The organism is Lentzea sp. NPDC042327 (assembly GCF_040647275.1).
Lineage (GTDB): Bacteria > Actinomycetota > Actinomycetes > Mycobacteriales > Pseudonocardiaceae > Lentzea.
Window position 1 is genome coordinate 104,514 of record NZ_JBEZBX010000003.1, and the last position, 23,398, is coordinate 127,911.

The following is a 23,398-nucleotide window of genomic DNA, read 5'->3' on the forward strand; positions in this document are numbered from 1 at the left end:
ATGCATCGGGTTTCAACGTTTAGCGGGTGCAGAATCCAGGTAACCCCGGATTCTGCGCATTAACGCTTTTGTCGTGGCCGCTGTCGCGCGCACCCAGGCCGGAGAACGACGAAGAGTCGTTCGAATTCGTACGGGATTCGCGAAACGGTCCGCGGCCCGGTTCCGCGACCGGGGCGCGGGGACGGCCTCAGAGCCGGCCGACGTCGGTGATGGTCAGCGCCGCCTCGCCCAGCTCGTCGGACTCGGCCAGGTCGACCTCGGCGTTGAAGCCCCAGTCCTTGTCCCCGGCGGGGTCCTCGAAGATCTGCCGGCACACCCAGCGCTCCTGCTCGACGTTGATGATCAGGAACGCCGGGCCGCGCGCGTTGGGGCCGGTGCCGATGTCCGAGTGCTCCTCGAAGTACGGCTCCAGGGCGTCCATCCACTCCTTGGCCGTCCAGCCGGACTCGTGGTCCAGCTCGCCCAGCGAGTACCAGTCGCGCTTGGCGGCGAGCTCGACGCGGCGGAACAGGGCGTTGCGCACGAGCACCCGGAACGCGCGGGTGTTGCGGGTGACGGCGGGCGGCTGGTCCACGCGGACCTCCTGCACCGTGCCGTCGGGGTTGGTGAGCTTCTCCCACTCGTCGATCAGCGACGAGTCGACCTGGCGGACGAGCTCGCCCAGCCACGAGATCAGGTCCTGCAGCTCCTCGGTCTTGGCCTCCTCCGGCACCGTCTGCGACAGGGCCTTGTAGCCGTCGGCCAGGTAGCGCAGCACGAGGCCCTCCGAGCGGGCCAGGCCGTAGAACGAGACGTACTCGGTGAACGTCATCGCGCGCTCGTACATGTCGCGCACGACGGCCTTGGGGGACAGGTGGTAGTCGCCGACCCACGGGTGGCCGCGGCGGTAGGTGAGGAACGCCGCCTCCAGCAGCTCCTCCAGCGGCTTCGGGTAGGTGACGTCCTCCAGCAGCTCCATGCGCTCGTCGTACTCGATGCCCTCGGCCTTCATGGCGCCGATGGCCTCGCCGCGGGCCTTGTGCTCCTGCGCGCCCAGGATCTGCCTCGGGTCGTCCAGCGTGGACTCGATCACCGACAGCACGTCCAGCGCGTAGCCGGGGGCCTCCCGGTCGAGCAGCTCGATGGCCGCGAGCGCGAACGGCGACAGCGGCTGGTTCAGCGCGAAGTTGAACTGCAGGTCCATCGTGAGCCGGAAGTCGCCGCCGGAGCGTTCCACGACACCGGCCGCGACCAGGGCCCGGTACATCGCCAGGGCGCGCTTGATGTGCTTGAGCTGCTTCGGGCGGTCCTCGTGGTTGTCCTCCAGCAGGTGCCGCATCGCCTGGAACGCGCCACCGGCCGGGCGGCCGATCACGTTCAGCAGCATCGCGTGCGAGACCTGGAACGACGACGTCAGCGGCTCCGGCTCGGCGCCCACGAGCCGTTCGAACGTCGACTCGCTCCACGACACGAACCCGTCGGGCGCCTTCTTGCGGACGACCTTGCGCTTCTTCTTCGGGTCGTCGCCCGCCTTCAGCAGCGCCTTGCGGTTCTCGACCTCGTGCTCGGGCGCCTGCACCACGACCGTGCCGACCGTGTCGTAGCCGGCGCGACCGGCCCGGCCGGCGATCTGGTGGAACTCGCGGGCCTTGAGGATGCGGGTGCGGGTGCCGTCGTACTTCGCCAGCGCCGTGAACACGACCGTGCGGATCGGCACGTTGATGCCGACGCCGAGGGTGTCCGTGCCGCAGATGACCTTGAGCAGACCGGCCTGGGCGAGCTGCTCGACCAGCCGCCGGTACTTGGGCAGCATGCCCGCGTGGTGCACGCCGATGCCGTGCCGCACCAGCCGCGAGAGCGTCTTGCCGAAGCCGGAGGAGAACCGGAAGTTGCCGATGAGGTCGGCGATGGCTTCCTTCTCCTGCTTGGTCGCCACGTTGACGCTCATCAGCGACTGCGCGCGTTCCAGCGCGGCGGCCTGGGTGAAGTGCACGACGTAGATCGGCGCCTCGCGGCCGTGCAGCAGGTCCTCGATCGTCTCGTGCAACGGCGTGAGGACGTACTGGAAGTTCAGCGGCACCGGGCGCTGCGCCGAACGGACCACCGCGGTCGGGCGGCCGGTGCGCCGGGTCAGGTCCTTCTCGAAGAACGCGACGTCGCCCAGCGTCGCCGACATCAGCAGGAACTGGGCCTGGGGCAGCTCGATCAGCGGCACCTGCCACGCCCAGCCGCGGTCGGGCTCGGAGTAGAAGTGGAACTCGTCCATCACGACCTGGCCGACGTCCGCGGCCGTCCCGTCGCGCAGCGCGATGTTCGCGAGGATCTCCGCGGTGCAGCAGATGATGGGCGCCTGGTCGTTCACCGAGGCGTCGCCGGTCATCATGCCGACGTTCTCCGGCCCGAACACCTCGCACAGCGCGAAGAACTTCTCCGAGACCAGCGCCTTGATCGGCGCGGTGTAGAAGCTGCGCTGGTTGCCCGCCATCGCGACCAGGTGGGCACCGATGGCCACCAGGCTCTTGCCCGACCCGGTGGGCGTGCTGAGGATGACGTTCGCCCCCGAGACCAGCTCGATGACCGCCTCCTCCTGCGCGGGGTACAGCGCCAGGCCGCGTTCGGCGGCCCACCCGGAGAAGGTGTCGAACAGTTCGTCTTCGTCGGCGATCGAGGTGAGCCGGTCCGTGAGTGCAGTCATCGCGGGTGAACTATAGGTGGTACGCGTACTCGGTGAACTCCCAGTCGGTCACGAACCGCTGGAAGCGGGCCACCTCCTCCCACTTGAAGTCCACATAGGACCGGACGAAGTCCTTGCCCAGCACCTCGACCATCGCCGTGTCCTCCTCCAGGTAGGCGAGGGCGTCCGGCAGCGTGGCGGGCAGCGTCGGGGCCTTGGACGGGTCGTAGCCGTAGCCCGCCGAGGGGCGCGGCGGGTCGATCCGGTCGCGGATGCCCAGGTAGGTGGCGGCGATGAGGCCCGCGATGCCCAGGTACGGGTTCGCGCTCGCGTCGCCCAGGCGCAGCTCCAGCCGGGTGGTCTCGCCCCGCTCGGCCGGGACCCGCAGCATCGAGCTGCGGTTGTCGAGGCCCCAGTCGATCAGCCACGGGGCGAGCGAGTCCGGGCCGAACCGCTTGTAGGAGTTGACCGTCGGGTTGAGCAGTGCGGCCAGCGCCGGTGCGTGGGTGAGGATGCCGCCGATCGCCCAGCGCGCCTCGTCCGACAGGCCGTGCGAGGTGCCCGCCGCCTGGAACGCGTTGCGGCCGTCCTTCTCGTGGCACGACAGGTGCAGGTGGAAGCCGGAGCCGCCGCCGTCGTTGAACGGTTTGGCCATGAACGTCGCCAGCCGCCCCTCGCGCCGGGCGAGCTCCTTCACCGAGGTCTTGAACCGGAACGCCCGGTCGGCCGCGTCCATCGCGGGGGAGTGCACGAGGTTGATCTCGAACTGCCCGCCGGCGTACTCGTGGTTGCCGCCGGTGGTCTGCAGGCCCGCCGAGCTCAACGTCCGGAGAGTTCTCAGCAGGTGACCGTCCGAGTCTCCGCGGCGGCCGGTCGCGTACACGTTGCCCGGCTCGTCGCAGTACGGCCGCCACCCGTTCGGGCGGTCTTCGTCGGGTTCGCAGAGGAAGTACTCCAGCTCCGGCCCGACCACCGGCGAGAGACCCGTGGTCTCGAACACCTCCAGCGCCCTGCGCAGCACCTGGCGGGGTGACTCGTCGACGGGTCGCTCGTCGGCCGGGCTGAGCGCGTCGCCGATGCACCACGCGACCCCCGGCTCCCAGGGGATCGGCAGCAGCGTGTCGAGGTCGGGCACCACGATCACGTCGGGCAGCCCCGCGTCGAGCACCCCGCCGTTCTCGGTGGTCTTGCCGCCCGGCGTGGTGCTGTAGACGGCCCGGCAGAACGACAGCCCGCGCTGCGTCACCGCAGGTAGGTGTTCGACGAGGACGTCGCGCCCCCGGTCCGTGCCGAGCAGGTCGGGGAAGACGACGCGCACCACGTCGATGCCGTCGTCGCCGAGTCTTGCCGCGAGCTCCCGTGTCACCTGTTCACCGACCACGTCGAACTACCTTTCCTGGCCCAGTGCGTCGCTGGCGCGGAAGGGGACAACGTTCGAGGTGCGAGCGCTGTCGACCCGTCCGTGGAGCGCAGACCGTGCTCGGTCTCAGCTGGGGGCTCCGCACTCATCGTCCACCACTGGGCAACAGTCCGTAACTGGACGGGTGACGACCGTCACGGGACCATGCGCGATGTGACATCGTGATCACAGCGCGAGCAGACTCGTGCCGGATCGAAACCACCAGGTCGAAGACATACTTCGGAACCGCAAGTATTGTGCCGGGAACACCTGAGCTCGAGCACGGGAGACTTTGAGTTGTCTGGTCACCACACGATTGCCGAGACCGAGAAGGCCGTCCAGGCCAAGCTCGGTGCGGTGCCACTGCGTCGCGAGCAGATGGCGGCGGTGTCGAACATCCACCGCGCCGCGACCGCGATCCGGCAGCACCTCGAGAACTCGGTGCTGCGCACCAGCGATCTGACCTGGACCGGCTTCGTCGTGCTCTGGGTCGTGTGGATCTGGGGCGAGATGGAGACGCGGTACGTCGCCGAGGAGGCCGGCATCTCCAAGGGCACCCTGACCGGCGTCGCCAAGACGCTGCAGTCGCGGGGCCTGCTGGAGCGCATGGGCCACCCGACCGACGGGCGCCTCGCGGTCCTGCGCCTCACCCCTGAGGGTGAAGAACTGATGGCCGACCTCTTCCCCAAGTTCAACGAGGAGGAGGTCTTCGTCTCCGACCCGCTGGAGTCGTCGGAGGCGCAGTCGCTGGCCGAGATGCTGCGCCGGATGGTGACGCACCTGGAGGCCAACGGCGAGCAGCGCCGGCTCGACCTGCGCGGCGACACGCCGTTGCCGCCGCGCCGCTCCGGCCGCCGCGCCAAGCACGGCTGAGGACCTGCGCGCCCGTTGGGCGACTCACCGGGGGTGAGTCGCCCACTTCGGCGTTCCCCCGCTGTCCGACCCGGAGCGCAGGCCGCTTGACCTGCACCGTCAGAGCAGGCTGAGCACCCGCGCGTGCAGCGTGTCGAGGTACTCCTCGGACTCCGGCTTCATCAGCACGCTGCGCAGCACCCGCGCCCCGTCCGCGTCCGCCGCCACGCCGGGGTGCCGTGCTGCGAACGCCTCCTTCGACGCCCGTGCCACGCTCAGGAACACCGGGTCGACGGCGGCGTTCATGCCGGTCTGCATCACCCGGTGCGCCGCCGCGTCCACGGCCGAGAGCGTCAGCGGGCTGGTCCGCGGGAAGTACGTGACGATGTCGAGCTCGGGCTCCTGGTAGAGCTCCAGCTGCTCCGACTCGCGGATCAGCCCCGCCCACCGCACGGCCGCGCGCCGTCCGGCCGCCAGCACCTCGCCCAGGCCTTCGCGGGTCAGCGGGAGCAGCTTCAGCGTCAGCCACAGCCCTGCGGCGGCCGCACCGGCACGGGAGCACTCCAGGCTGATCTCACCGAGGTGCAGCTCGTCGGACGTGAAGTACGTGTAGGGCGAATCGTGCAGGTAGAAGCGGCCCACGGACGGGTCGCGGAACAACACCGCACCACAGCCGTAGGGCTGAAGACCGTGCTTGTGCGGATCGACCACGACGGAGTCACACGATCCGATGGCCTCCCACGGCTCCGGCGCCAGGTCCGTGCCCGCGAGCAACGCGAAGAACCCGCCGTACGCACCGTCCACGTGCACCCGCACGTCGTAACGCCGTGCGATGTCCAGCACGAGATGCACCGGTTCGATGGCACCCAAAGCGGTGGTTCCCGGCGTGACCACGACCGTTCCGACCTTGCCGCCGCGCAGCAGCGCTTCGAGAGCGTCCAGGTCCATGCGCCCGCGACTGTCCACGGGCACGGGGAACCCCTCGACACCGAGCACACCGCACATGCGCGAGTGTGTGTAGTGCGCCTCGGAGGAGTACGCGACGCCACGGCCCGGATGCAGCGACCGGGCGACGAACAACGCCTCCAGGTTGGCGATCGTGCCGCTGGAGGTGAGGTGGCCGAGGTGCTGCTCGCCGTAGCCGAACATCCCCGCGAGACCGGCCACGACCTCGCGTTCCATCGCCGCGGTCGCCGGGCCGCCGTCCAGCGCGTGGTTGTTCGGGTTGATCAGCATCGCCGACAGGTAGCCGACGACGGCGGCCGGGTGCGGCGGTTTCAGCATCTGGCCCGCGTAGCGCGGGTGGAAGAACGGGTAGTTGTCGCGCAGCCGGTCCTGCAGCTCGGCGAGCGCCGACCCGAAGAGCGCCGGGTCGACCTCGACGGACGAGTGGGGTGTGAAGGTGCCGTACTCGGCGGTCCACTTCTCGTGGTTGGTCAGCGCCTCGTTGAGCCAGTGCTGAAGATCCACCGCACACCCCACTCGTCCGATCCGGTTGTTCGAATTCGGACGTTACGGCAGACCCCAGCGCGAAGACGAGCCGTTGGCCGTCACATCGCGCGCTACGACGTTCGGACGAGTGCCCTTGCGACTGACGATGGCCGTCTGCCCACGCCGCAACGGCACGACGATGGCCGAACCCTGCTGCTTGTGGTTCAGTCGCCGGCCCCACGGGTCGCGCACGTCGATGTCACCGGTGATGCCGTGGTCGAGCACCAGCGGCGAACCGGCCTCCGAGTGCACCCGCACCCAGTCGGTGCGCCCGCCCGACCGTGACGCGTCGACCAGGAACGCGCCTTGGGTGCGCAACGACGAGATGGACGCGTCGGCCCACGTCTGCGAGACGGACGGGAAGACGCGCACGACGTTGTTGTGCGACTGGACCATCATCTCCAGCACGGCCTGGCCGGACATGAGCGGCGACTCGATCGCGAGGTTGCTGCCCTCGCGGTAGAAGGAGTTCTCGGTGAGCACCGCGTTGGACCCGACCGGCTTGCGGTCGAGGAAGTGGCGCAGGAACGCCAGCGCCTCCTCCGGCCGCCCCATCGCCGAGGCCATCGCGGACGCGGCGCCGTAGCTGTAGCCGGCCCAGGCCTCGCGACGCGACACCCAGTGGTCGAACGTCCGCGCGATCAGGTCGCGGTGCTCGGCCACGTCCCACGTGAGCTCGCGCAGCGGGTAGAACCACAGCAGGTGCGAGAAGTGCCGGTGCGAGTCGGTGAGCGCCACGTCCTTGCCGATCAACGCTCCGTCCGGCCCCAGGTGGTAGGGCACGAGCCGGGTCAGCACGTCCCGCCAGCGCGGGTTCTCCTCGATCGACAGCAGCGTGCGCACGCCCCAGCGGATCAGCGAGAGGTCGTAGGTCGTGTCCGTGGCGTTGGCGTACTCCGGTGACCGCGTCTCCGGCAGGTGCAGCCTGCCGTCGGTGCCCTCGACGAGGAACCGCGCGTAGTAGTTGACGGCCTTGGTGAGGATCGGGAAGAGGACGTCCCTGAGGATCTTCTCGTCCATCGTGTGCCGGTAGCCCAGCCACACGTTGTGGCACGCCCACAGAAGATTGCCCGTGTGGTCATTCGGCGCCACGCCGGGCACACCGCAGTAGCGCGGCCCGGAGCGCAACGTGCGGTCGCCGGGGTGGCAGATCGCGTACGAGTCCCCGTCCCGGTAGGCGGGGTTGATGTTGCGTTCGAGGTTGTGCTCGTAGCGCTTCAGCGTGGTCGTCACGGCGTCGAGCTCGTGGTGGTTCGAGCCGTTGACCAGCGGGTACGAGATCTGGACGTTGAGGTTCCACCACACGGCCGTCCAGCTGTTGCCCTGCTCGGGGAACCACGGCCCCCACTCGCTGATGACCGGCGCGTCGGCGCGGGTGGCGGCGGCCATCTTGTAGAGCTGCAACCAGTAGAAGCGCTGCACGAGCTTGTCCGGCACCGACACCAGCGACTTGGCGAAGTACGCGTTCCACCAACGGCGGTGCTGCAGCAGCAGTACCTCGAACGGGATCGCCAGCGCCGTGCGCACCTCACGGATCGCGTCAGACGTGTGCGCGTCCGCGGGATGCGTGTACGCCACATGGGCCGCGAACCGGCCGCCGCGGGCCGACCAGGCCGTCGTGTAGCCACCGCCCGCGTGCAACGGCTGCGCGGCGTACGAGACGCCGTTCGCGGTGCCCAGCGCCGGCGCGGGGTTCGCGGTGTAGTCGGCCGGCCTGCGGACCTGGCGGGTCGTCGAGGACTCCAGCGGCTGGAACCCCCAGGTCACGTCACCGCGCACGGACGCGAGGAACGTGCTGCGCGCGTTGTGCACCAGCATCGTGAAGGTGGCACTGCCCTGCGTGGTGGTCACCGAGCCGGTCAGCTCCGCGTTCCACAGGTCGAGCGTCCAGTCCACGGCCGTGATCGCGCCGGCGAACCGCAGCGTCAGGTACCCGATCGGCAATCGGGACAGCCCGATCGCGGCCTCCCAGTGCTCGCGCTGGTCCTGCACCTCGGAGTGGCTGAGCATCAGCTTCAGCTCGTCCGGCGTGCGCCCGGCGTAGACCTGCACGCCCAGGAAGCCGTTCGCGAGGAACGGGCTGTCGCCCCAGTTCTGCGGCAGCCGCCGCCACTCCATCCGGGCGTCGCGGACCACGTCCCGGTGGACGTTGTGACCCGATGTCTCAGGGGCGGTCGGCGCTGCGACCGAGGTGCCCGAGCCCAGTGCCGACGCACCCACGGCTGCGCCTGTTCCGTACAGAAAGGTTCTACGCGACAGCTCTGTCACTGTTGGTCCCTCCGTGCCGTGGCGGCGGCGGAACGGATCTAACCGCAGAAGTCATCCGATGACTAGCGACGCTGTGACGATCACCGCGCTGTTGCCCCCAAATCGTTGTTGCACAGTCCTAGCCACAGCAGAGGTCCGGCAATTAGCGTGACCGCACATGTCAGCCATTGCCATGCACATGAGCGACGGCCTGCTGAACGCGCCGACGTCGGTCGCGTTCCTGGTCGTCGCCGCGGTGGGCGTCGGGGTCGCGCTGGTGAAGGCCCGCGCCGACCTGGACGACCGGACCGCCCCGATGGCCGGGCTCGTCGCGACCTTCATCTTCGCCGTCCAGATGATCAATTTCCCGATCCTGCCGGGTGCGTCCGGGCACCTGCTCGGCGGTGCGCTCGCGGCGATCCTGGTCGGCCCCTGGGTCGGTGCGCTGTGCGTGACGATCGTGCTGGTGGTGCAGGCGCTGCTGTTCGCCGACGGCGGGCTCACGGCGCTGGGCACCAACGTCACCAACATGGCCCTGATCGGCACCGCGGCCGGGTTCGCGGTGGCGGTGGCGCTGCGGGGGCTCGCGAACCGGGGCAAGGGCGGGCTCGCGGTCGTCGCGTTCGTGTCGGCGCTGGTCAACACGCTGCTCGCCGCGACGGGGTTCGTCGTCGAGTACGCGATCGGAGGGCAGGGCGGGGTGGAGATCGGCCAGGTCGCACTCCTCATGCTCGGCTTCCACGCGCTGATCGGCGTCGGTGAGGGTCTGATCACCGCCGCGACCGTCACGTCGGTCGCCGCGATCCGCCCTGACCTCGTGCACCTGCTCAAGGGCACCCGCTCGCCGCTGGAGGTCCGGTCGTGAAGAGGTTCTTCCTCGGGTTCGCGGTGGTGTCGCTGCTGATCGCGGGCGTGCTGTCGTACTTCGCCTCCGGCGACCCGGACGGCCTGGACAAGACGGTCGAGGACACCGGCATCGCCGAGCACGCGCAGGAGCACCCGTTCGCGGGCAGCGCCTTCGCCGACTACGCGCTCGGCGGTGACGACCGGTTCACCGGCCTCGCGGGCGTGCTCGGCGTGGTGGTCGTGCTCGGGCTGTCGTTCGGGCTGTTCTGGCTGCTGCGCAAGAAGACGAAGGCATGAGCGGGAGCCACCACGTCCTGCACCACGCCGGTGACTCACCGGTGCACCGCCTCGCACCCCACGTGAAGATCCTCGTGGCGTTCGCGGCGGTGCTGGGCGTCGTGGCCACCCCGCGCACGTGGTTCCCCGTCTTCGGGCTCTACCTCCTCGTGCTCGTCGCCGTTTGGGCGGTAGCACGCGTCTCGCCGTGGTGGTTCCTCAAGCGCGCGGTGATCGAGGTGCCGTTCGTGGTGCTCGCGTTCCTGCTGCCGGTCTTCGGCACGGGCCCGCGCACCGACCTCCTCGGCGTCTCGGTCTCGGTCGAGGGCGCGCTCGCCGGGTGGAACATCCTGGCCAAGGGCACGCTCGGCGTGCTGGTCAGCCTCACGCTGGCCGCCACCACCGCACCCGGTGACCTGCTCAAGGGCCTGCAGCGGTTGCGCGTGCCCGCGTCGATGATCATGATCGCCACGCTGATGCTGCGCTACGGCGAGGTCGTGGCCGGCGAGGCGAAGCGGATGCGCGTCGCCCGCATCTCCCGCGGCGACGACCCGCGGTTCCTGTGGCAGGCCGGTGCGCTGGCCCGCTCGGTCGGCACGCTGTTCATCCGGTCCTACGAACGCGGAGAGAGGGTGCACCTCGCCATGGTGTCGCGCGGCTGGACCGGCCGGCCGGGAGGTTCGGCCACGATCGTCCCCGAGACCCCGGCCGCCGCGGCGGTGCAGGTCTCCAAGCTCGCCTTCGCCTACCCGGACGGCCACCAGGCGCTCTTCGGCGTGAACCTGCGGGTCGAGCGCGGCGAACGGGTCGCGGTGCTCGGCCCGAACGGCGCCGGCAAGACCACGCTGGCACTGCACCTCAACGGCGTCCACTCCGGCGGCTCCGGCACGGTTGCGATCGCGGGCCTCGAAGTCAGCAGGGCGAACCTGCGCGAGATCCGCCGCCGCGTCGGCCTGGTCTTCCAGGACCCGGACGACCAGCTGTTCTGCCCGACCGTGCGGGAGGACGTCGCGTTCGGCCCGCAGAACTTCGGCATGTCCGATGTGGACGAACGGGTGCTGGGGGCGTTGCGGGCGGTCGGGATGGAGGCGGTCGCCGACCGCTCACCCCTGCACCTGTCCGGCGGTCAGCGCCGCCGCGTCGCGCTCGCCACGGTGCTCGCGTGCGACCCGGAGGTCCTGGTGCTGGACGAGCCGTCCGCGAACCTGGAACCCGTGGCCCGCCGCGAGCTCGCCGAACTGCTGCTCGGCCTGGGCCGCACGATGCTCGTGGTCACCCACGACCTGCCGTTCGCGCTGCAGACCTGCCCGCGCAGCGTCCTGGTCGACGACGGCGTGGTCGTCGCGGACGGACCCACCCGCGAGCTCCTCGCCGACGCCGACCTGCTCGCCCGCCACCGCCTCGAACTGCCCTACGGCTTCCGGCTCGACTGAAGCCCGCTGGTCACGATCTCCAGCAGCAGCGCGGGGTTTGCCCCCTCGTGCAGGCTCTGCAGCATCCCCTTCATCAGTGCCACCAGGTCCTTCGTCGTCACGTCCGCGCGCACCGCACCGGCGGCCTGAGCCCGTTCCAGCAGCCCGCCGAGCGCCGCGTGCAGCCGGTCCCGCAGCTCGGACGGCACGGTGATCGCGTCGGACAGGTCCCGCTTCGCCGCCGCCTCGTCGGCCATCCGCCCGAGGAACGCGAACAGCGCCGCGCCCGGATCGCCGGCGGGGGCGGCGGCCGACTCGACCATCGCCGAGACGCGCGCGTCCGTGACGGCCTGGAACAGCGCCTGCTTGGTCGGGAAGTGCCGGTAGACGGTGCCGGGCCCGACCCCGGCGTGCGCGGCGATCTCGTCGAGCGGCACGTCGATGCCCTTCGACGCGAACAGCTCCCGTGCTGCCGCCAGCACCTTCTCGCGGTTCCGCGCCGCGTCGGCCCTCATCGTTGCCAACCGGGGCGTGCGTTCCGTATCGTCATAACCGGGGTCACCGTTCCGATTCTAGAGATGGGGGCAGGACAGATGGCACGCACACCGGCGGAGATCGTCGAGCACGTCCGCAGGCAGGTCGCGGGGGAGCAGGGCCACGACTCGTTCGCGGACCTGTTCACCGAGGACGGCGTGATGGCCTACCGGTTCCCGGCGTCGTTCCAGCAGCCGGAGATCAAGGGCCGCAACGAGATCCGCGCTTACTTCGACAAGATGAGGGGCGCGCGGGTCCGCGAGAAGATCGAGGTCCAGCACGTCGAGGCGATCACCCGGCTCACCGACGACCCGGACGTGGTCGTCGCCGAGATCACGCACAGGGGGTGGTCGAAGGTGAAGCAGGACCACTACACCTTCACCGCCATCGCGGTCATCCACCTGCGCGACGGCGAGATCGCCCGCTACGACGACTACATGAACCCGCTACTGCTGACCGAACTGCTGGGCGCCTGACGCCCGGCCGCGCCGCTCGGCCAGCACGGCGGCCAGGTACGGGTACGGGTGGACGTGCTCGGCGCGCGGCGACCGGACGGCGGCACCCACGTCGTCCGCGAGCCGCGCCCCGAGCTCCAGCTGCGCCCTCTCGCCGAGCTCGTGGTAGCGGCCCAGGTACTGCCGCGCCGCGAGCACCAGCTCCTCCGGCAGCTGCGACAGGTCGAGGCCCTGGGCCCACTCGGCCAGCGGTGCCGGCATCTCTACCGGCGTCACCGCCTGCTCCGGCACCCGCGTGTGCACCACGACGGTGCCCGCGAGGTAGTCGCCGACCCGCTTGCCCTGCGCGGAGAACAGCGACACGAACAACGCCACCGCGCCGCCGAGGCCCAGCGCCCAGAAGTCGACGAAGAACCCGGTGAGCGCGCGCACCAGGGCGTGGCGGAAGCGGATCGAGCCGCCGTCGTCGCGCACCACCCGCAGTCCCATGACGAGCTTGCCCAGCGACCGGCCGCGCGTCAACGACTCCACCGCGGCCGGGTACCCGACCAGCACGGCGATCGTGAGCGACAACGCGAGCGCCGACTGCAGCGCGTCGTCGAAGCCGATCGGCGACAACAGGAACACGCCGAGCAACAACAGGAACTGCACGAGCACGTCGAACGCGAACGCGACCGCCCTGCTGGCCAGCCGCGCCACGCGCAGGTCCAGAACTACCGCTTCACCGGTGACGAGATCCCCCACGCGGATAGTGTGACCCATCGTGGATCTGGACGTGTTCATCGAGCGCAACCGCGCGTCGTGGGAGCGGCTCGACCAGCTGGTCGGCAGGTCCGGCCGGTTGACCGGGCCCGAGGCCGACGAGCTGATCGAGCTCTACCAGCGCGTCACCACACACCTGTCGACCGTGCGCAGCCAGACACCGGACGTGGCCACCGTGGAACGTCTCTCCACTTTGGTCGCGCGTGCGCGCGCTGCGGTGACGGGCACGCACACGCCCGCATGGCGCATCTTCACCCGTTTCTTCACACACCGGTTCCCAGCCGCCGTCTACCGCGGATGGCGCTGGTGGGTTCCGGCCGGGGTGGCGTTCTACCTGCTCACCGGTGTCATGGCGGCCTGGATCGCGACGAACCCGGACGTGCAGGCGCTGATCGCCGCACCCGACGAGCTGCGCGAGATGACCAGGGCCGGCGGCGGTTACGAGGCCTACTACTCCAGCGACCCGGCGGGCTCGTTCGCGGCCAAGGTGTGGACGAACAACGCCTGGGTGGCCGCCGCGTGCCTGCTGCTCGGCGTGCTGTTCGCGCTCCCGCCGGTCTACCTGCTCTTCACCAACGCCGTGAACCTCGCCGTCGGCGTCGGCCTGATGTTCGGCGCCGGCCGCGGTGAGGTGTTCCTGGGGCTGCTGGCACCGCACGGCCTGCTGGAGCTGACGGCGGTGTTCGTCGCGGCGGGCATCGGCATGCGGCTGGGCTGGCAGGTCATCGACCCCGGCCCGCGCACCCGTGCTGCCGCGCTCGCCACCGAGGGCCGCGCGGTGGTGGCCGTGGCGCTCGGGCTGGTCGTGGTGCTGCTGGTGTCCGGTGTGCTGGAGGGGTTCGTGACGCCGTCGGGGTGGCCGACGTGGGCGCGGGTCGGCATCGGCGTGGCCGCCGAGGTGCTGTTCCTGCTGTACGTCTTCGTGATCGGGCGGCGGGCGGCGCTGGAGGGCGAGACCGGGGACGTGGACGCGGGCGAGCGCGAGGACGTCGTGCCCACGTCCGTCTGAATCTTGCTTGCCTAGAGCTTGCCCGCCGCCTTCAGCGACAGGTAGCGGTCCGCGAGCGCGCGAGGCAGGTCGTCGGGCAACGCGTCCACGACCTCGACACCGTGCCGTGCGAGCAAAGCGGTGAGACGGCGGCGTTCGGCCAACGTGCGTTCCGCGGCGGCGGCGTTGTAGACGGCTTCCAGGTCACCGCGTCCGGCGGCCATCGCGTGCACCGCCGGGTCGGACACCGACGCGATGAGCAACCGGTGCCGCGCGGCCAGAGCCGGCAGCAGCGGCAGCAGGCCGTGCTCGATCGACGGTTCCAGCGACGTCAGCAGCACGACCAGCGACCGGCGCGCGGCACGCCGCAGCACCTCCGCGACCGCGCCGCGGGCGTCGAACTCGACCAGCTCGGCCTCCAGCGGCGCCATCGCGGCGACCAGGGCCGGCAGCGTCGCGCGCGGCACCGAGGCCCGCACCTTGCCGCTGTGGGCCAGGAAGCCGACCTGGTCGCGCGCCTGAACGGCGAGCGCGGACAACAGCAGCGCCGCGTCCATGGCCGTGTCCAGCCGGGGCAGGCCACCCAGCGAGCCCTCGACCCGACCGGCCGCCGTGCGCGCGGTGTCCAGCACGATCAGCACCTGCCGGTCGCGTTCCGGCCGCCACGTGCGCACCACGACGTCCGATGACCGCGCCGACGCACGCCAGTCGATCGACCGCACGTCGTCGCCGATCACGTACGTCCGCAGCGAGTCGAACTCCGTGCCCGCGCCGCGGATCAGCGACGCCCGGCGGCCGTCGAGCTCCCGCAGGCGTTCCAGCAACGGCGGCAGGTGCTTGCGGCTGTGGAACGGCGGCAACGCGCGCACGGTCCACGGCACCTCGTGCGACCCCTGCCGGGCCGCGATCCCCAGCGGGCCCAGAGAACGCACGGTCACGCGATCCGCCGTGCGGTCCCCTCGGCGCACCGGCCGGAGCTCGAACGTCAGCGTCCGCGACCCGCCGGCGGGCACGTCCACGGCCACCCGGTCGGCCACCACCCCCGCCGAAGGCACCCACGCGTCCCGGAGAACACCGCGCAACCGACGACCGGGGTTGTGCACCGTCAACTGCACCGAGCACAGCTCGCCCGTGCGCACAGACGTCGCTCCCGCGCGTGAGAACGTCAACCGCCGGACGCCCGCCGCCAGCACGAGATCGGCCGCCACACACACGACCAGCACCGCGAGCACGACGAGAATTCCTTGCCACGACGGCAAGACCAGCCCGACGACGAACACCCCGATGAGCGCGAGCAGCGCCGCGCGGCCCGTGAGCGCCACGTCAGCGCGGCACCGGAACGGCCCCGAGCACGCCGTCCAGCACGCCGTCCGCCGTCACGCCCTCCAGCTCGGCCTCCGGGCGCAGCTCCAGCCGGTGCCGCAACGCGGGCCTCGCCAGCGACTTCACGTCGTCCGGCGTCACGTAGTCACGTCCGGACAACCACGCCCACGCCCGTGCGGCAGCGAGCAGAGCCGTTGCGCCACGCGGAGAAACGCCCAGGCGCACCGCGGGGGACTGGCGCGTCGCACGGCACACGTCCACGACGTACGCGATCACCTCGGGCGCGACGGTCAACGCGCGCACGGCCGCGGAACCAGCCTCCAGGTGCTCCGCCCCGGCCACCGCCGACAGGTGCGAGAGGTCGCGCGGGTCGAACCCGGACGCGTGCCGGGTCAGCACGTCGATCTCCTGCTCCCGCCCCGGCACCGGCATGGTGACCTTGAGCAGGAACCGGTCGAGCTGCGCCTCGGGCAACGGGTAGGTGCCCTCGTACTCCACCGGGTTCTGGGTGGCCACGACGATGAACGGCGCCGGCAGCGGCCGGGTCTTGCCGTCCGCGGACACCTGCCGTTCCTCCATCGCCTCCAGCAGCGCCGACTGCGTCTTCGGCGGCGTGCGGTTGATCTCGTCGGCCAGCAGCAGGTTCGTGAACACCGGCCCCTCGCGGAACGAGAACGTGGCGTTCTGCGCGTCGTGGACCAGCGACCCGGTCAGGTCGCCCGGCATCAGGTCCGGCGTGAACTGCACCCGCGTCGTCTTCAGGTCCAGTGCCTTCGCCATGGCCCGCACGAGCAGCGTCTTCGCCACGCCGGGCACGCCTTCGAGCAGCACGTGCCCCCTGCACAGCAACGCGAGGATCAGCGACGTCACCGCGGCGTCGTTGCCCACCACGGCCTTGCCGATCTCCGTGCGCAACGCCACCAGCGCCGTGCGTGCTTCCTCGGTGGTGACCACTGCCGTCATCCCTTGCGCACCTCGTTCTCCAAAGCGTCCAGCTCGTCGGCCAGCGCGACCAGCCCCCGGTCGTCCACCGGCCCGTCGTCGTAGAGCAGCGTCCGCACCTGCGGCACCGGACGCGAAGTCCTGCGGGCGATCTCCTCGGACGGGTCCGCACCCACCGGCACGCCCAGCAGCGGTGCCAGCCGGTCGCGGGTCGCCTGCCGCAGCACCGCCGCCGCGTGGCCCGCCGCGTGCGAGGACCGGTACAGCCGGGCCCTGCCCTCCACGGTCTCGGCGGCGCGCACCACGACCGGCAGCCGTTCTGGCACCACCCGGCCGAGCCTGCGGGCCCGCCACAGCGCGACCACCACGGCCGCGATCCCCAGCTGCAGCGCCGCGAACAGCCATCCGGCCGGGACGAGGTCGGACAGCGCCTTCTGCTGCGAGCGGTCCGCCGCGGCCGGCAGGTACCAGACCAGCCGTTCGTGCTGGCCGAGCAACGCGAGCGCGAGCGCGGCGTTGCCCTCCTCGTCGAGGTCGTCGTTGGTGAAGACGCCGCCGAACCCGATCATCGTGACCGTGCCGGTGCGCACCAGCGTCGAGTCGTAGCAGCTCTGCTCGCCGGTGTAGGTGAACCCGCCGGTCGTGACCGCACCGGCCCGGTCCGCGAGCGGGCAACCCGGCTGGCGGGTCTCGACCTCCACGCGGCCCAGGTCGCTCGCCGGTGCCACGAGCACGGTCGCCGCGGCCGCCTCGCTCAGGCCGGCCAGCCGTGCCGGGTCGATCAGGTTCGGCTGCGCGACGAACAGCGTCGCACCGTCCACCGTGGACACGTCGTCGGTGAGCTCGACGCGCACCCCGTTCTGCCGCAACAGCTCCGCCAGCGCGTGGCTGCCCTGCGGCTGGAACGAGCGGGGGTCGAGCGAGCCGCCCTCGCCGCTGCCGCGCAGCACCGTGATCACGACGGCCGTCGCGAGGATGATCACGCCGATGAGCAGTGGTCCTCTGGCGGCGGACCAGATCCGCCCCGAGTCGGGGGAGACCGCGGTCATCCGCGCACCCGGTCGTCGACGGAGACCAGCTGCCGGTAGCCCTGGTCCGTGGCGGTCCGGCCGCCGTACCGGACGTCGTCGAACTGCACCGCCGCGCCGCGCAGGTCGTCGGCGAGGCCCGGCAGCGAGCGACCCGCCTCGGCGGCCACCTCGGCGACGGTGCGACCGGCCCGCGCGTCGAGCACTCCCCGTTGTTCCAGCTCCCGCACCACGGCGCGGAACCGTTCGCGGACCGCCTCGGCCAAGTCGCCGGCGGCGGCCGCGCGGTCGGCCGCGGCCCGGTGCTCGGCCGCGGTCATGACCGCGTCGCCGAAGACCTGCGCACCCGACCGCAGCGCGCGGCCGGTGCGCCCGGTGCGCAACCGGACGACGACCACGACGAGCACCACCACCGCCACGATGATCGTGACGGCGGTGATGCCGCTCATGCCCCCGGCACCCGCGAACAGCTCGTCCAGCTGCTCCAGCACCCACCGCAGGGCGCGTTCGACCGGGTTCGGGTCGTCGGAGACGTACGCCGGGTCGCTCAGCTCCCGGACGGCGGCCTCGCGGGCCTCGTCGCGGTCGAGGTCGACGGGTACGTCAGAGACCGCCATGCCCCGCGGCCCGCTGGAGCTCGATGTCCATGCCCTCGGCGCGCATCCGCCGGTCGACGTAGACCAGCACGGTCACCGCCGCGGTGAACGGCAGCGTGATCGTCGAGGCGATGATCGCGCCGATGGTCGTGAACACCAGCGACCCGATGCTCAGCGCGGCCGTGGGGTCGCCGGAGAAACCGGTCGTGGCCGACCCGAGCAGGGTGAACGGGATGCTGATGATCCAGTTGATGATCGCGCTGATCAGCGCGGCGAGCAGCAGGACGCCGAACGTCCGCCACCACGCGCCCCGCACGAGGGTCCGCGAGCGGCCGAACGCGGTGCCCACGCCGCAGCGCTCCAGCACCAGCGCCGGGGTGACGAGGCCGAACAGCACCCACAGCCAGACACCGGGGACGACGCAGAGGATCGCGCCGGCGGTGACGGCCAGGCCGTAGAGCAGCGTCGCGCCCAGCAACGGCAGCAGCCGCGGCTTGAACTCGTCCCAGGCCTCGGCGAACGTGACCGGCTGGCCCAGCACGGCGCGGCCGACGACCACGGTCACGAAGCCGGAGAGGAACACCGTGCCGACCACCAGCAGCAGCACGCTGAGCAGCGTGCCGGTGAAGAAGCCGACGAGACCGCTGGTGAGCTGGTCCACCGCCTCCTGCTGGGTCATGGTGTTCGGGTCGAGCGTGGCGACCGAGGTGAGGTCGTCGAGGAACGGCAGCTGCACCAGCAGGCCGAGGACCTGCGTCACCGCGGCGACGACGGCGGCCGCGCCGATGATGAGCTTCGGGTGCTTGCGCATGGTGCTGACGGCACCGTCGACGATCTCGCCGATCGCGAGCGGGCGCAGCGGGATCACACCGGGCTTCATCGACGGCTGCGCGCCCGGCGGTGGCGGCGCGTTGTAGCCGTGCTGCGGCTGGTGCGGTTGCTGGTGGGGCTGGTCGGGTGAAGACCAGCCGGGCGTGTCGGACATCGCGGCTTACCCCCGGTCGTGGTGTTGGCGGAATCCTGCCAGAAGCGCGCTCGCGGTACAGGCGGACCGCGGAGCGAGTCGATCACGAATTGGCAGTGGTCCCGAGCTCGGCACGGGCGCGGTGAGGGCTCATCGCGCGCATGCCCGCGTCAGTGCAACGGCGCACCACCACCGGTTGTTGACGCAGGAGCCGCAACCCGCGGCGGACCAGCACCGGCACCGGCTTGCGGGCCTCGGCCACGTCCCTGGCGAACCGCCGGGCGAACGTCACCGGCGCGCTGGGCGCGAGCACGATCGCGTCCCTGAGCACCCCGGCCTTCCGCGCGCCGTCGACCAGCAGGTCGGCGAACAGTCCTTCCGCGACGAACGCGGGCGCGTCGCCCAGCTCGATCGTCTGCCAGCCCGTTCTGCGGTCCTCGCCGATGGAGTACACCGGCGCCTGGACCGTGCCGGTCGTGGAGAGCTCGACCACGGCGGCCAGTGCGGCGCCGGCGTTCCACGACCCGACGTCGTCCCAGTCGGCACGGCCGTGGTCGTCGCGGGGGAGCAGCGGGTCGTCGCCGTCGCGGTAGAAGTCGTCGAGGCGCAGCACCGGCCAGCCGAGGTGGGCGGCCAGCGTCGACTTGCCGGAGCCGGACGGGCCGGCCAGCAGGACGGCCCTGGGAGCGGGCACTGGGATGGGCACGAGGGGCAATCCTCGCACACGGGTTAGGCTCGAACGCATGAGCGAAGGTCTGTTCGACGAGGGCCTGTTCGGCGCGACCGACGAGGAGAAGGCCGAGCGCATCGCGGCCAACGCCCCGCTGGCCGTGCGGATGCGCCCCGCCTCACTCGACGAGGTCGTCGGACAGGACCACCTGCTCGGTCCCGGCGCGCCGCTGCGCCGCCTGGTCGAGGGCGCCACGCCCGCGTCGGTGATGCTCTACGGCCCGCCCGGCACCGGCAAGACGACGCTCGCCACGCTGGTGTCGAGGGCGACCGGCCGCCGGTTCGTCGCGCTGTCGGCGTTGTCCGCGGGCGTGAAGGAGGTCCGCGCGGTCATCGACGAGGCCCGGCGCCGGCTGGTCCGCTCGCGCGAGTCGACCGTGCTGTTCATCGACGAGGTGCACCGGTTCTCCAAGACCCAGCAAGACGCCCTGCTCGGCGCGGTCGAGGACCGGATCGTGCTGCTCGTCGCGGCCACCACCGAGAACCCGTTCTTCTCCGTGGTGTCCCCGCTGCTGTCGCGGTCGCTGGTGCTGCAGCTCAGGTCGCTGACCGACGAGCACGTGCGCACGGTCGTGGAACGCGCGGTGGCCGACGAACGCGGCCTGGGCGGTTCGGTCGTCGTGGAACCCGACGCGCTGGCACACCTGGTCCGGCTGGCCGGCGGTGACGCCCGCCGGTCGCTGACCGCGCTGGAGGCCGCGGCGGACTCGGCGCTCGCGTCCAACGACGGCGTGATCACCCTGTCGCTGCTGGAGTCCACTGTGGACAAGGCTGCGGTGCGCTACGACCGCGACGGCGACCAGCACTACGACGTGACGTCGGCGTTCATCAAGTCGATCCGCGGCTCGGACGTGGACGCCGCGCTGCACTACCTGGCCCGCATGATCGAGGCGGGCGAGGACCCGCGGTTCATCGCGCGCCGCCTGGTGATCCACGCCAGCGAGGACGTCGGCATGGCCGACCCGACCGCACTGCAGACGTGCGTCGCCGCCGCCCAGGCCGTGCAGCTGATCGGCCTGCCCGAGTGCGCCCTGAACCTCGCCCAGGCCACCATCCACCTGGCGACCGCGCCGAAGTCCAACGCCGTGACCACCGCGATCTACGCCGCGATAGAGGACGTCCGCAAGGGCGCCACCGGTGCGGTGCCCGCGCACCTGCGCGACGGCCACTACGCGGGTGCGGCCAAGCTCGGCAACGCCCAGGGCTACCGCTACCCCCACGACGTGCCGGAAGGCGTGCTCCAGCAGCAGTACGCGCCGGACGACCTGGTGGGCCGCGACTACTACGAGCCGACCGGCCGCGGCGCCGAACGCGCCGTCGCCGACCGCCTGCCCAAGCTGCGCAGGGTCGTGCGGGGCGGGTGATCCGCGAGTGCGGCGGAACCGGTGCCCGCCAACGGGATCCGGCGGTAGCGTCGGACGCATGACGATCACCGACGACTTCCTGGCCACCGCGCGCCAGGTGCTGACGTTGCTGCGCGCCCCTCAGGTCGCCGACCACTGGGACGACCTGAGCGCGCTGCCGGAGTTCGGCGTCAGCGGTCTCGCCGGCCACATCGCCTACCAGGTCCTGCCGTTGCCGGGCATGCTGGAGGCGCCGGCGGAGGACGTGCCCACCGTCCCGCTGATGGAGCACTACGCGCGCGCGGGCTGGACCGAGCTCGACGTCGACTCCGAGTTCCACACGCGCATCCGCGACGGCGGCGAGCACGTGGCCTCCGGCGGCCACGCCGACCTGTGCGACCGCTTCGAGCAGACCGTGGCGGCATTGCCGGAACTGCTGGCGGCGGCCGGCAACCGCCCCGTCCGCATGCCGCACTGGGGCCCGTGGGCCGTGCTGCTGGACGACTACCTGCCCAGCCGCGTGATGGAGTTCGTCGTGCACGCGGACGACTTGGCCGTGAGCGTCGGCGTGGACACCCCGGAGTTCCCGCGCCACGTGCACGAGACCGTCATCGACCTGTTGTCGCGCTTGGCCCTGAACCGCCACAGGGGCATCGACATCGTGCGCGCGTTCAGCCGCGGGGAACGCGCCCCGCAGGACATCACCGCGTTCTGAGCAGGTTGCCCGATGCTGTGCCTTCAACGCCCCGAGGTCCCGCCCCTGGCTCTACTGGCGTCTGCAAGTACCACCAACTCAACATCAACAAGCACTTTTCTACTGCCAACAGCGCCGCCAGCCGTCCGCGGACCTGGAGTTGGTTCGACGGATGGCGAACAGGTTGGTGGTAGTCAGCGGCGATTCGATCATGTGTTGGTGGTACTTGCAGGCGCCTGAACAGCAAGGAGGGGGCGGGCGAGACTGCTGGCCAGGGGCTCAGCGCTTGCACACCATCAGCACCGCGACCTTGTTCGGCATCATGACCTCGTCTTTGACGACGAACCCGCCGGCCTCGAACGAGCGGATGGCACGCGTGTTGCTGATGTCCGGCTCCATCACGATGCGCGTGCAGTGCGGATCGGCCTCGAACAACGCATCGGCCAGGTGGGGGAGCAACGCGCGCACGAGCCCGCGGTCGGTCATCGCGAGCTCTCCCACCGCCAGCCGCAACCCGAGGTCGTGCGGCCGCACCGGGTAGCAGCTGCCCACCACGTCCCGCGCCGCGCGGTAGACCTCCGCGTAGATCACCGGCCGTCCGTGCCACCCGACCAGCACGGGCCGCACGTCGTCCCCGGCGAGCTGCCCGCGCAGCTCCTCCTCCCACCCCGGCAACGACCACGCCTTGCGCCAGTAGGCCGCCACGTGCGGCGCCTGGTGCCAGCGGTGCACGAGGTGCAGGTCGTACCCGTCGGGCCGGACGAGCCGCACCTCCCAGGGCGCGCTCAGCCCGGGAACCGGCGGCGCGCCCGCCGTGGCCTGCCGCCGGTACGAGTCGAGGTGGGACACCGGCTTCACAGGGCCTCCAGCGATAACCAACTAAGGGTTGCCTTACTTCATCCGCGCAGGGTCGCCGTGTCAAGCCCTGTGTGACCGCAATTTCACAGGCAGTGACGGCGCGCGTCAATGTGGTCCCAGCATCTCATTTGGGTCGAACCGACCGTGGACGCCGCGCCGCTCCTGCCCGCGGTCCGCCTCGCCCGCCCCTTCTCCCCGCCACCCCATGAAGATCAACAAAAGGTGCCGCCCGATCAGGTGTCGGACCCACCCGGTAATCTCCTCGCCAACCAAGCCAAACGCCGGTCACCAGGAGGATCCGTGTCGCCAGGGCAGATCGCAGCGCTGGTCGCCGCCGGTGCGTTCGTGCTGCTCGTGCTCGTGCTGGCGATCGTGGCGGTCAAGGCAGCGCGGTTCTTCGACGAGGCCACGGTCGCGATGCGCAAGGCGCACGAGAACACCGACCCGTTGTTCACCGAGGCCAACACGACGTTGACGCACGTGAACACGCAGCTGGAGCGGGTCGACGGGATCACGGCCAACGCCCGCGCGGTCACCGGCAACGTCTCGGCGCTCACCAGCCTGTTCACCGCCACGCTGGGCGGTCCGCTGGTCAAGGCCGCCGCGCTGTCCTACGGCGTGAGCAAGGCCGTCAAGGCGCGCCGCCGGGCCGCCGAGCAGCCGAACAAGCACACCAAGCGCCGCCTGAAGCGAGGTGCGAGGTGAGCCGCCTCTTCTGGTTCGGGCTGGGTGCCGCGGCCGGACTCTTCGCCGCGAAGAAGGCCGCCGAGGTCACAAAGCAGGCGACTCCCGCTGGTATCGGGGCTAACGTGGGTGAAGGCCTGCGCGAGCTCGCCGGCGCCATCGGGTCCTTCGGGGCCGAGGTGCGGGCGGGCATGGCCGAACGGGAGCAGGAGTTGCAGGAGACCGTGGAGCGGCAGACGGGGTTCACGCCGGGGCGTCGAGCGCCCAGGGCGAACGGGAAGCACTGACCGTTCGCCTCCGAAGCGCGCCCTGACCACTCCCC

23 protein-coding genes and 1 pseudogene are annotated in these 23,398 nt (G+C 71.1%); 11 read left to right on the plus strand and 13 right to left on the minus strand.

Annotated elements, in window-relative coordinates:
- Positions 1-187: 187 nt before the first annotated feature.
- Together AB0A63_RS08250 and AB0A63_RS08255 are read right to left on the minus strand one after the other, a co-directional pair.
- Positions 188-2,674, minus strand: a complete 2,487-nt coding sequence (locus AB0A63_RS08250; protein WP_360386935.1) for a DUF3516 domain-containing protein — start codon at positions 2,672-2,674, stop codon at positions 188-190.
- A 10-nt stretch (positions 2,675-2,684) separates the two neighbouring features.
- Positions 2,685-4,034 carry a glutamine synthetase family protein gene (locus AB0A63_RS08255; RefSeq protein WP_360386938.1) on the minus strand — a complete coding sequence of 450 codons (1,350 nt, stop codon included), beginning with the start codon at positions 4,032-4,034 and terminating at the stop codon, positions 2,685-2,687.
- A 375-nt stretch (positions 4,035-4,409) separates the two neighbouring features.
- Here AB0A63_RS08255 and AB0A63_RS08260 point away from each other — a divergent pair, with 375 nt between their 5' ends.
- Entirely contained in the window at positions 4,410-4,925 is a 516-nt protein-coding gene (locus AB0A63_RS08260) for a MarR family transcriptional regulator (RefSeq protein ID WP_245816540.1), read from the plus strand.
- Between the two features lie 99 nt (positions 4,926-5,024).
- On the opposite strand, the gene AB0A63_RS08265 is transcribed toward AB0A63_RS08260, so the two are convergent.
- Both AB0A63_RS08265 and AB0A63_RS08270 read right to left on the minus strand, forming a co-directional pair.
- A complete protein-coding gene (locus tag AB0A63_RS08265; RefSeq protein WP_360386942.1) occupies positions 5,025-6,374 on the minus strand; it encodes an aminotransferase class V-fold PLP-dependent enzyme in 1,350 nt (449 codons plus the stop codon).
- Positions 6,375-6,416: 42 nt separating this feature from the next.
- Complete coding sequence (locus tag AB0A63_RS08270; RefSeq protein ID WP_360386945.1) at positions 6,417-8,531, minus strand: glycoside hydrolase family 95-like protein; 2,115 nt, start codon at positions 8,529-8,531, stop codon at positions 6,417-6,419.
- 289 nt (positions 8,532-8,820) lie between these two features.
- Here AB0A63_RS08270 and AB0A63_RS08275 point away from each other — a divergent pair, with 289 nt between their 5' ends.
- The 4 genes and pseudogenes from AB0A63_RS08275 (at position 8,821) to AB0A63_RS08290 (ending at position 11,197) form a co-directional block, all read left to right on the plus strand.
- Complete coding sequence (locus AB0A63_RS08275; protein WP_360386948.1) at positions 8,821-9,507, plus strand: energy-coupling factor ABC transporter permease; 687 nt, start codon at positions 8,821-8,823, stop codon at positions 9,505-9,507.
- Positions 9,504-9,785 (plus strand): PDGLE domain-containing protein, encoded by a 282-nt coding sequence (locus AB0A63_RS08280; RefSeq protein WP_360386950.1) that lies wholly within the window; start codon positions 9,504-9,506, stop codon positions 9,783-9,785. The genes AB0A63_RS08275 and AB0A63_RS08280 overlap by 4 nt, the downstream gene beginning before the upstream one ends.
- Positions 9,782-10,420 (plus strand): annotated as a pseudogene (gene cbiQ / locus AB0A63_RS08285) (cobalt ECF transporter T component CbiQ); the annotation flags it as partial. The gene AB0A63_RS08280 and the pseudogene cbiQ, both read left to right, overlap by 4 nt.
- The gene (locus AB0A63_RS08290) at positions 10,409-11,197 is read left to right on the plus strand and encodes an ATP-binding cassette domain-containing protein (RefSeq protein WP_360388340.1); all 789 of its coding nucleotides are present in this window, start codon (positions 10,409-10,411) and stop codon (positions 11,195-11,197) included. The pseudogene cbiQ and the gene AB0A63_RS08290, both read left to right, overlap by 12 nt.
- On the opposite strand, the gene AB0A63_RS08295 is transcribed toward AB0A63_RS08290, so the two are convergent.
- Positions 11,176-11,691: a helix-turn-helix domain-containing protein gene (locus AB0A63_RS08295; protein WP_360386953.1), complete on the minus strand. Its 516-nt coding sequence runs from the start codon at positions 11,689-11,691 to the stop codon at positions 11,176-11,178. The genes AB0A63_RS08290 and AB0A63_RS08295 overlap by 22 nt on opposite strands.
- 78 nt (positions 11,692-11,769) lie before the next feature.
- On the opposite strand from AB0A63_RS08295, the gene AB0A63_RS08300 reads away from it, so the two are divergent.
- Positions 11,770-12,186 carry a nuclear transport factor 2 family protein gene (locus AB0A63_RS08300; RefSeq protein ID WP_360386956.1) on the plus strand — a complete coding sequence of 139 codons (417 nt, stop codon included), beginning with the start codon at positions 11,770-11,772 and terminating at the stop codon, positions 12,184-12,186.
- Here the strand turns inward: AB0A63_RS08300 and AB0A63_RS08305 are convergent.
- Positions 12,157-12,909, minus strand: a complete 753-nt coding sequence (locus AB0A63_RS08305; RefSeq protein WP_360386959.1) for an RDD family protein — start codon at positions 12,907-12,909, stop codon at positions 12,157-12,159. The two genes, AB0A63_RS08300 and AB0A63_RS08305, sit on opposite strands and share 30 nt — an antisense overlap.
- A 19-nt stretch (positions 12,910-12,928) precedes the next feature.
- Between AB0A63_RS08305 and AB0A63_RS08310 the strand changes: the two genes are divergently transcribed.
- Positions 12,929-13,936 (plus strand): stage II sporulation protein M, encoded by a 1,008-nt coding sequence (locus AB0A63_RS08310; RefSeq protein WP_360386962.1) that lies wholly within the window; start codon positions 12,929-12,931, stop codon positions 13,934-13,936.
- A gap of 11 nt (positions 13,937-13,947) precedes the next feature.
- Here the strand turns inward: AB0A63_RS08310 and AB0A63_RS08315 are convergent, their stop codons facing one another.
- The 6 genes from AB0A63_RS08315 to AB0A63_RS08340 all read right to left on the minus strand — a co-directional run bounded on the left by AB0A63_RS08315 (position 13,948) and on the right by AB0A63_RS08340 (position 19,474).
- Positions 13,948-15,237, minus strand: a complete 1,290-nt coding sequence (locus AB0A63_RS08315) for a DUF58 domain-containing protein (protein WP_360386964.1) — start codon at positions 15,235-15,237, stop codon at positions 13,948-13,950.
- A gap of 1 nt (position 15,238) precedes the next feature.
- A complete protein-coding gene (locus tag AB0A63_RS08320) occupies positions 15,239-16,201 on the minus strand; it encodes a MoxR family ATPase (protein WP_360386967.1) in 963 nt (320 codons plus the stop codon).
- Entirely contained in the window at positions 16,198-17,229 is a 1,032-nt protein-coding gene (locus AB0A63_RS08325; RefSeq protein WP_360386970.1) for a DUF4350 domain-containing protein, read from the minus strand. Before AB0A63_RS08325 ends, AB0A63_RS08320 begins: the two co-directional genes overlap by 4 nt.
- Entirely contained in the window at positions 17,226-17,825 is a 600-nt protein-coding gene (locus tag AB0A63_RS08330) for a DUF4129 domain-containing protein (protein ID WP_360386973.1), read from the minus strand. Before AB0A63_RS08330 ends, AB0A63_RS08325 begins: the two co-directional genes overlap by 4 nt.
- Complete coding sequence (locus AB0A63_RS08335) at positions 17,812-18,789, minus strand: hypothetical protein (RefSeq protein WP_360386976.1); 978 nt, start codon at positions 18,787-18,789, stop codon at positions 17,812-17,814. Before AB0A63_RS08335 ends, AB0A63_RS08330 begins: the two co-directional genes overlap by 14 nt.
- A gap of 82 nt (positions 18,790-18,871) precedes the next feature.
- Positions 18,872-19,474, minus strand: a complete 603-nt coding sequence (locus AB0A63_RS08340; RefSeq protein WP_360386979.1) for a uridine kinase — start codon at positions 19,472-19,474, stop codon at positions 18,872-18,874.
- A gap of 37 nt (positions 19,475-19,511) precedes the next feature.
- Between AB0A63_RS08340 and AB0A63_RS08345 the strand changes: the two genes are divergently transcribed.
- Entirely contained in the window at positions 19,512-20,861 is a 1,350-nt protein-coding gene (locus AB0A63_RS08345; protein WP_360386981.1) for a replication-associated recombination protein A, read from the plus strand.
- A 58-nt stretch (positions 20,862-20,919) separates the two neighbouring features.
- A complete protein-coding gene (locus AB0A63_RS08350) occupies positions 20,920-21,555 on the plus strand; it encodes a maleylpyruvate isomerase N-terminal domain-containing protein (RefSeq protein WP_360386984.1) in 636 nt (211 codons plus the stop codon).
- A gap of 258 nt (positions 21,556-21,813) precedes the next feature.
- Here AB0A63_RS08350 and AB0A63_RS08355 read toward each other — a convergent pair whose 3' ends face one another.
- Positions 21,814-22,392, minus strand: coding sequence for a GNAT family N-acetyltransferase (locus tag AB0A63_RS08355; RefSeq protein ID WP_360386986.1), 579 nt, complete (start codon positions 22,390-22,392; stop codon positions 21,814-21,816).
- Positions 22,393-22,692: 300 nt separating this feature from the next.
- Between AB0A63_RS08355 and AB0A63_RS08360 the strand changes: the two genes are divergently transcribed.
- Both AB0A63_RS08360 and AB0A63_RS08365 read left to right on the plus strand, forming a co-directional pair.
- Positions 22,693-23,097 (plus strand): DUF948 domain-containing protein, encoded by a 405-nt coding sequence (locus tag AB0A63_RS08360; RefSeq protein WP_360386989.1) that lies wholly within the window; start codon positions 22,693-22,695, stop codon positions 23,095-23,097.
- On the plus strand, positions 23,094-23,363 hold the full coding sequence (locus AB0A63_RS08365) for a hypothetical protein (RefSeq protein ID WP_166046713.1): 270 nt from the start codon (positions 23,094-23,096) through the stop codon (positions 23,361-23,363). Before AB0A63_RS08360 ends, AB0A63_RS08365 begins: the two co-directional genes overlap by 4 nt.
- Positions 23,364-23,398 lie beyond the last annotated feature (35 nt).

Excerpts from the sequence above, each read along its gene's own strand:
- AB0A63_RS08250 (WP_360386935.1), bottom strand. The coding sequence starts at position 2,674 with ATGACTGCACTCACGGACCGGCTCACCTCGATCGCCGACGAAGACGAA.
- AB0A63_RS08275 (WP_360386948.1), top strand. The coding sequence starts at position 8,821 with ATGTCAGCCATTGCCATGCACATGAGCGACGGCCTGCTGAACGCGCCG.
- AB0A63_RS08290 (WP_360388340.1), top strand. The coding sequence starts at position 10,409 with ATGGTGTCGCGCGGCTGGACCGGCCGGCCGGGAGGTTCGGCCACGATC.
- AB0A63_RS08295 (WP_360386953.1), bottom strand. The coding sequence starts at position 11,691 with ATGAGGGCCGACGCGGCGCGGAACCGCGAGAAGGTGCTGGCGGCAGCA.
- AB0A63_RS08300 (WP_360386956.1), top strand. The coding sequence starts at position 11,770 with ATGGCACGCACACCGGCGGAGATCGTCGAGCACGTCCGCAGGCAGGTC.
- AB0A63_RS08320 (WP_360386967.1), bottom strand. The coding sequence starts at position 16,201 with ATGACGGCAGTGGTCACCACCGAGGAAGCACGCACGGCGCTGGTGGCG.
- AB0A63_RS08325 (WP_360386970.1), bottom strand. The coding sequence starts at position 17,229 with ATGACCGCGGTCTCCCCCGACTCGGGGCGGATCTGGTCCGCCGCCAGA.
- AB0A63_RS08330 (WP_360386973.1), bottom strand. The coding sequence starts at position 17,825 with ATGGCGGTCTCTGACGTACCCGTCGACCTCGACCGCGACGAGGCCCGC.
- AB0A63_RS08335 (WP_360386976.1), bottom strand. The coding sequence starts at position 18,789 with ATGTCCGACACGCCCGGCTGGTCTTCACCCGACCAGCCCCACCAGCAA.
- AB0A63_RS08345 (WP_360386981.1), top strand. The coding sequence starts at position 19,512 with ATGAGCGAAGGTCTGTTCGACGAGGGCCTGTTCGGCGCGACCGACGAG.
- AB0A63_RS08350 (WP_360386984.1), top strand. The coding sequence starts at position 20,920 with ATGACGATCACCGACGACTTCCTGGCCACCGCGCGCCAGGTGCTGACG.